Below are 6,444 nucleotides of genomic sequence, written 5' to 3'. Positions count from 1 at the left end.
CGGAGTGGTAGTTCAGTTGGTTAGAATACCGGCCTGTCACGCCGGGGGTCGCGGGTTCGAGTCCCGTCCACTCCGCCACTTATATTAAGCCTCAGTCGAAAGACTGAGGCTTTTTTCGTTTCTACTGCGGCGTTTCCCTGAAGTGTGTTTACACCTAATTAGACTACTCCCCATAATCCCTACTAAGTGAACTTTGCGTGATTACACACTAGGCTTTAATTAATATAGGCCGTTGATGCTGTGGAAAGACAATATGACCTACAAACAAACCTAAGTAATCTATGGTATTCAAAGGCGTTCAACGGCTTGAATCTTGATGAGAAAGAAAAAACGAACTGTGCGCATAATCCAGAAAAGCGTCATATATACCCCCAATCTCTCCTGGCTCAAAAATCAAACGACTTGAAAAGAATTGGAAGGTGAAAGATTGAAGGAGCTCTTCATTAGCGAGGTGATGATTTTCGACGCTGAACATTTGATGAGTCTCAGAAAAAAGGGTAAGAAGCGCCAGAACAGAGAGGGGTAGCTTAGCTCGAGGCTGTAAGCTATGCGGAATACTCACAAACGTCAAAGCTCAAACCCATTAAGAGAGTCGCTCTAGATCTAAGTGGTTATGTGCTCACTAGCGGTACTAGAAAATAGTTAAGTATTCCAAATGGATTATATGAAAAAGCCAACTGCTAAAGCGGTTGGCTTAGTATAAAAATCTCGACGTACTTTAGAGCGAGAAATGATGTCTAAAGAATACGTTTTAAAACACCATCTGCCTTTAGGCGGGTGATTTTTCTGACCAGTCGCTGCACCCCTATAGGATAGTCTTCTACTTTCTCTAATTGCTTATAAGTACAGATAAGGTGAGTATGCTCAAGAATACGCGAAACTTCGTCTTCAAACTTCTCAGTGAGCTTCGCATAATTGTCTTGTATGAGTAGCCCATTTTCTAGGTCGAGTGACCAAGCACGTGGATTTAGGTTATTCCCAGTAAGTAGCATATAGCGTTTATCAACCCAAATACCCTTAAGGTGGAAGCTGTTATTGTCATGCTTCCATAGGTGAATTGACAATTTACGTGCGGCGATATTCGCTTCATTGGCTTTCGCAAAGCGACGCAAATTCACTTCGTAAAGATATGGAAGTCCGCCAATGGTTTTAAAGTCTTCCTCAGGTGCAATGTAAAAGTCGTTGGCGGTTTTATCACCCACAACAATAGTTACTTTCACACCACGCTTCATGGCTCGTTTCACTTCACGATGAAGTGCTTTAGGGAAGTTAAAGTAAGGCGTACAAATGAAAATTTCGTCTTGGGCTGCTGCCAATAACTTTACAATCTGTTGATTGAGTATATTACGGCGTTTGCCTAGCCCAACTAACGGAGTGACTTTTACGCTTTCTTCTGTTGCTGCTTGGTCTTCAAACATATAGTTTGCTTGAGCAAGAGAAGCCCTCAGTTGGCGAATCGCCGACTTTATTTCTTTGGTTTCTGGCTTATCTTTTCCTGCAAGATCATTAACGGCAGGGTGAGCAATCATTTCTTCCTGAATGAATTGCACCATTGAATTCGCTAAAGATTCATGTCGAATCACATGGTAACGATCAAATCGATAACGTTCATGATAATGGAGATAAACGTTATTTAAGCTCGCCCCACTGTAGATAACAGTATCATCGACAATGAAGCCTTTTAAATGCAGTACCCCAAAAACTTCTCTGCCACGCACTGGTATGCCATAGACAGGGATTGGGTGTTGGTACTTACTGGCATATGCTTTGTAAAGCGCTGAATTACCCTCAGATGTCTCCGCACCAATCAGGCCACGCTGCGCTCGATGCCAGTCGACGCAGATATTGATGTCCAACCCAGGATTGCGCTGTTTCGCTTCATAAAGCGCAGTGAGAATTTCACGTCCAGCTTCATCATCTTCCAGATATAGAGCGACTAGGTAAATTCGCGACGTTGCTTTGCTGATAGCATCTAAAAGACGGGTTCTGAATGATTCTGCTGAATACAGAACATCAAAGTCTTCCGGATTGACAGCGAGACTTGGCAACTGTTCGAATGGATTCCTACTTACTATCATATCGGTATGAGTACCTTAGTTTAGTGCAATATTGCGAACCTGCCATTTTATCAAAGATATGATTTACCTGGCTACAAAAGCACGCGTTTTGATGTCGTTGAAGAGATGAATTGCATTGGAATGAGATCTTTACCGCTATCTACGTAACGTTGAAATGCCATTTTTAGCGGGTGTGGTAGCTCAGAGCAATCAATTGTTGTGAATCCATGCTTGGAATAATAGGATTCGAGATGTGTAAACGCGAAGCAATAATCGCCATCAGTGAAAACATTGTTTTTACAATGAGTTAGTAGTTTTTTTCCAATCCCTGTTCCCCTAACTTTCGGAATGACCAACATTCCTGTCAACAGACGAACTTTATCTACACTTTTTAAACGTAGTAACGCAATGATTTCACCCTTATGGCTTGCTGTAATGATCAATTCATCCTTTTTGGCTCGACCCGCAGGGTAATACGCTTTGTATAGTTTCTTAATGAGGGGGAGCTTGATGGGATTTAACACTTCTATGATTAATGAGTCTGGTATTGTCACTGCGGTTAAAAGATAACTAATGTAGAATGTCGACAGTTTAAGAGAATCTTATCTGGTGTTGCAAACCTACTATGCAAATTAAAACAAATGCGAGCCTAAAGGCTTACCATACTTTTGGAATTGAACAATCGTGTTCCTATTTAGCTATCGTTGAGTCGCTTGAAGATGTTATTGAGCTATTTCAAAACCCAAGATTCACCCATTTACCGAAACTTTTTTTAGGTAAAGGAAGTAATGTTCTTTTTACAGAACATTTTGAGGGATTAGTGATTGTTAATCGAATCATGGGTAAAGAAGTCACGGAAACGGATGAGCACTACCTATTACATATTGCCGGTGGTGAAGATTGGCCTGAATTGGTTTCCTGGTGTGTGAATCAGGGGATCGGTGGGATCGAGAACTTAGCTTTGATTCCAGGTTGTGCTGGCTCGGCTCCTATTCAGAACATTGGTGCGTATGGCCTAGAGCTAAAAGACATCTGTGATTATGTAGATGTTCTTGACCTAACTACGTTTGAAAACAAAAGAATGCACGCCCAAGACTGTGAGTTTGCCTATAGGGATTCCATATTTAAACATGCGTTGCACGGAAAGTGCTTTATCACCGCATTAGGGCTTAAGTTGGCGAAGCAATGGCAGCCGATTAACCAGTACGGTCCTTTACAAAGTATCCCAGAAGAACAACTCAGCCCTGATTCTATCTTCGAACGAGTATGCCAAGTGCGAAAGGCAAAACTGCCAGACCCAACCAAGATAGGTAACGCAGGTAGTTTCTTTAAAAACCCAGTGATCACGCAAGATCACTATGATCGACTCACAAAAAAATACCCTAACGTAGTGGCCTACCCAGCTTCTGGAGGAATGAAAATTGCTGCTGGTTGGCTTATTGATCAGTGTGGATTAAAGGGGAAGTCTGTACATGGTGCGCAGGTCAACCCTATGCAAGCTTTGGTTTTGACCAACATAGATAATTGTAGTGCTGATGACATTGTCGCGCTTGCTTCTTTAGTGAAGCAGACGGTATGGGACAAATACCAAATCATACTTGAGCATGAAGTACGCTTTCTCAATCGTACCGGGGAGACCAATTTGACTCAGATCGAGGCATCTAGATGAGAAAAGATCACTCTACGAAACTTCATATTTTAAAGTTATTAAGTGATGGAGAGTTTCATTCAGGAGAAGCGTTGGGCGACGATCTTAATGTTTCTAGAGCGGCAATCGCTAAGCACATTAAAGGTCTTAGTGAATGGGGTATTGATATTTATCGAGTGCAAGGGCGCGGTTACCAATTAGCCTCACCATTGCAGTTGTTAGACGAGACTCTCCTTACCACTAGCTCGGAGTCACTTGTTGAACTTGTCCCTGTGATTGACTCAACGAACCAGTATTTGCTCGACAGAGTCGCGGATTCGGAAAAGGGCCGTGTTTGTATTGCTGAATATCAAGCGCAAGGTCGTGGTCGCCGCGGTAGACAATGGGTCTCACCGTTTGGCTCTAACTTATATCTCTCTATGTATTGGCGACTGGATGCGGGAATGGCTGCGGCAATGGGCTTGAGCTTGGTGATTGGGATTGCCGCAGTGGAAGCTCTGGAAGAAGTAGGCATGCAAGGTGTTAAACTCAAGTGGCCGAATGACTTGTATTATCAAGATAAAAAACTGGCCGGAATCTTGGTTGAAATGTCGGGTCAGGCCGGTGGGGCTGCTCATCTAGTGATTGGGATGGGCCTGAATATTGGAATGCCTGACGACCAGCCTGAGATTGACCAGCCATGGACCACGTTGAACCAAGTAAATCAGAGTCTCAAGATCGATAGAAATGTTCTAGCAATGACACTTATCAAGCATTGGAATTCTGCACTTGTCGAATATGAAATGAAAGGGCTTACTGGCTTTATCGAACGTTGGAATCGGTTAGACAATTTCCTTAATCGTCAGGTCAAACTGCTTATTGGGCCTAGAGAGGTACATGGCGTCGTTCGAGGCATCGATCATCAAGGTGGAATATTAATCGAAACCTCCCAAGGACTAGAGACTTATATTGGTGGTGAAATCTCGTTGCGTAAAAGTGACTAATCTTCGATTACTTTCGCAACGAGACTTTATCAACTAAGTGGTTAACGCCTTTGTGTAGAATCAAGTGGGCTCTCTCACGAGTTGGAAGAATATTCAATTCTAAATTGAGCCCATTAATATCATGCCAAATTTGCTTCGCTTTTTTCTTTGCGTCATCGACAGAGAGTTGTGTGTAGTGGCTAAAATAAGAGCCTGGTTTCGTAAAGGCCCCTTGGCGAAACTTTAAAAAGCGTTCTACATACCAATGTTCAATGGTCTCTGTTTCTGCATCGACATAAATTGAAAAATCTAAAAAGTCAGAGACGAAGACACGATGCGGGTCATGTGGATAGTCCATTCCACTTTGCAGAACGTTTAAACCTTCAATAATAAGAACATCCGGTCTATCCACTTTTCTTAGTTCATCAGTAATGTCATACGTGATGTGAGAGTAAATGGGTACTTCAAGATCGGGCTTTCCTGCCTTTACGTCAGACATGAACTCGACTAAACGCTTGATATCATAGGATTCAGGGAAGCCTTTACGATGCATGATACCGCGTTCTTCTAGTACTTTTTTCGGATATAGGAAGCCATCTGTTGTAACCAAGGAGACTTTGGGATGATTCTCCCAACGAGAAAGCAATGCCGTTAGAATACGAGCAGTCGTACTTTTGCCTACAGCAACACTGCCAGCGATACCAATTACGAAAGGGGGAGCATGTTCCTCTGTATTTAAGAATTGTTGTAATACGGAATTGCGGCTTTGACGAGCTTGGACATACAGATTCAAAAGACGAGACAAAGGAAGGTAGATCTCTACCGCTTCCTCCATGGTTAGGTTTTCATTAATGCCCTGAAGCGCAGTCAAGTCGTCTTCAGAAAGTGTCATCGGTACAGAGTTTCTTAACTCGGCCCAATTTGCACGGTCAAATGACAAAAATGGACTCATGGGTCTCTTTTATCCTTGGTTTAATAGAAGCAAGAACATACATCAAGCGAACTTCAAAGCAAACGACAAAGGTCGAAGTTTGCTTTAAAAAAGCTAAGTTTGTACGAATTTGCAGCAAACGAATCTAAAAAATCGAAATTTATGATTTTTTTTCAAATTACTATTGCAACCTAGAAAATCATTCAATAGAATGCGCACCACTTATGCCGACTTAGCTCAGTAGGTAGAGCAACTGACTTGTAATCAGTAGGTCACCAGTTCGATTCCGGTAGTCGGCACCATTCTTTCCTTTAGTAGTCTGAATGGCTTGAAAATTTGGAGGGGTTCCCGAGTGGCCAAAGGGAGCAGACTGTAAATCTGCCGGCACTGCCTTCGATGGTTCGAATCCGTCCCCCTCCACCATATTCTTTAGGAAATAGCTCTCAGAGTTACGTGTTGCGGGCATCGTATAATGGCTATTACCTCAGCCTTCCAAGCTGATGATGCGGGTTCGATTCCCGCTGCCCGCTCCACTCTAATTTGAGTGCTGATATAGCTCAGGTGGTAGAGCGCATCCTTGGTAAGGATGAGGTCGGCAGTTCGAGTCTGCCTATCAGCACCAGCTCTCAAGTTTATTTCCTTTTGATATTAGATTTACCAATTATCTTTTTTTGGTTGCGTGGTCAATTTGGGCCACCTAAATCCGTACCTAGAGGGACCACTCATGTCTAAAGAAAAATTTGAACGTACGAAACCGCACGTTAACGTTGGTACTATCGGCCACGTTGACCACGGTAAAACAACTCTAACTGCAGCTATCTGTACTACTCTTGCTAAAGTTTACGG

At 42.8% G+C, this 6,444-nt stretch carries 6 protein-coding genes and 5 tRNA genes; 8 read left to right on the top strand and 3 right to left on the bottom strand.

The window, feature by feature from the left end:
* Window position 1 precedes the first annotated feature (1 nt).
* Window positions 2-78 (top strand) — tRNA-Asp (locus NL626_RS22765).
* A 659-nt stretch (window positions 79-737) separates the two neighbouring features.
* On the opposite strand, the gene pssA is transcribed toward NL626_RS22765, so the two are convergent.
* Both pssA and NL626_RS22755 read right to left on the bottom strand, forming a co-directional pair.
* Window positions 738-2,078, bottom strand: a complete 1,341-nt coding sequence (pssA, locus tag NL626_RS22760) for a CDP-diacylglycerol--serine O-phosphatidyltransferase (RefSeq protein ID WP_253657763.1) — start codon at window positions 2,076-2,078, stop codon at window positions 738-740.
* Window positions 2,079-2,149: 71 nt separating this feature from the next.
* Entirely contained in the window at window positions 2,150-2,581 is a 432-nt protein-coding gene (locus NL626_RS22755) for a GNAT family N-acetyltransferase (RefSeq protein WP_017821963.1), read from the bottom strand.
* Between the two features lie 101 nt (window positions 2,582-2,682).
* Here NL626_RS22755 and murB point away from each other — a divergent pair, with 101 nt between their 5' ends.
* Entirely contained in the window at window positions 2,683-3,726 is a 1,044-nt protein-coding gene (murB, locus tag NL626_RS22750; protein ID WP_206955165.1) for a UDP-N-acetylmuramate dehydrogenase, read from the top strand.
* Window positions 3,723-4,688, top strand: coding sequence for a bifunctional biotin--[acetyl-CoA-carboxylase] ligase/biotin operon repressor BirA (gene birA, locus NL626_RS22745; RefSeq protein WP_130545443.1), 966 nt, complete (start codon window positions 3,723-3,725; stop codon window positions 4,686-4,688). The genes murB and birA overlap by 4 nt, the downstream gene beginning before the upstream one ends.
* Window positions 4,689-4,695: 7 nt before the next feature.
* On the opposite strand, the gene coaA is transcribed toward birA, so the two are convergent.
* Window positions 4,696-5,619 carry a type I pantothenate kinase gene (gene coaA, locus NL626_RS22740; RefSeq protein WP_005388683.1) on the bottom strand — a complete coding sequence of 308 codons (924 nt, stop codon included), beginning with the start codon at window positions 5,617-5,619 and terminating at the stop codon, window positions 4,696-4,698.
* A 205-nt stretch (window positions 5,620-5,824) separates the two neighbouring features.
* Here coaA and NL626_RS22735 point away from each other — a divergent pair.
* From NL626_RS22735 to NL626_RS22715, 5 genes are all read left to right on the top strand, one after another.
* Window positions 5,825-5,900 (top strand) — tRNA-Thr (locus NL626_RS22735).
* A gap of 36 nt (window positions 5,901-5,936) precedes the next feature.
* Window positions 5,937-6,021: transfer RNA gene (locus tag NL626_RS22730), tRNA-Tyr, on the top strand.
* Window positions 6,022-6,056: 35 nt separating this feature from the next.
* Window positions 6,057-6,131: transfer RNA gene (locus tag NL626_RS22725), tRNA-Gly, on the top strand.
* A 13-nt stretch (window positions 6,132-6,144) separates the two neighbouring features.
* Window positions 6,145-6,220 (top strand) — tRNA-Thr (locus NL626_RS22720).
* Window positions 6,221-6,322: 102 nt separating this feature from the next.
* Window positions 6,323-6,444: GTP-binding protein (locus NL626_RS22715; protein ID WP_253645201.1), on the top strand; the 122-nt coding region annotated here is incomplete at its 3' end.

Origin of the sequence: Vibrio sp. Y58_MX_L22, from assembly GCF_024181865.1 — a bacterium.
Taxonomy (GTDB): domain Bacteria; phylum Pseudomonadota; class Gammaproteobacteria; order Enterobacterales; family Vibrionaceae; genus Vibrio; species Vibrio alginolyticus.
The sequence above is the reverse complement of the archived record's forward strand: the minus strand, read 5'-3'. Positions and strand labels throughout refer to the sequence as shown.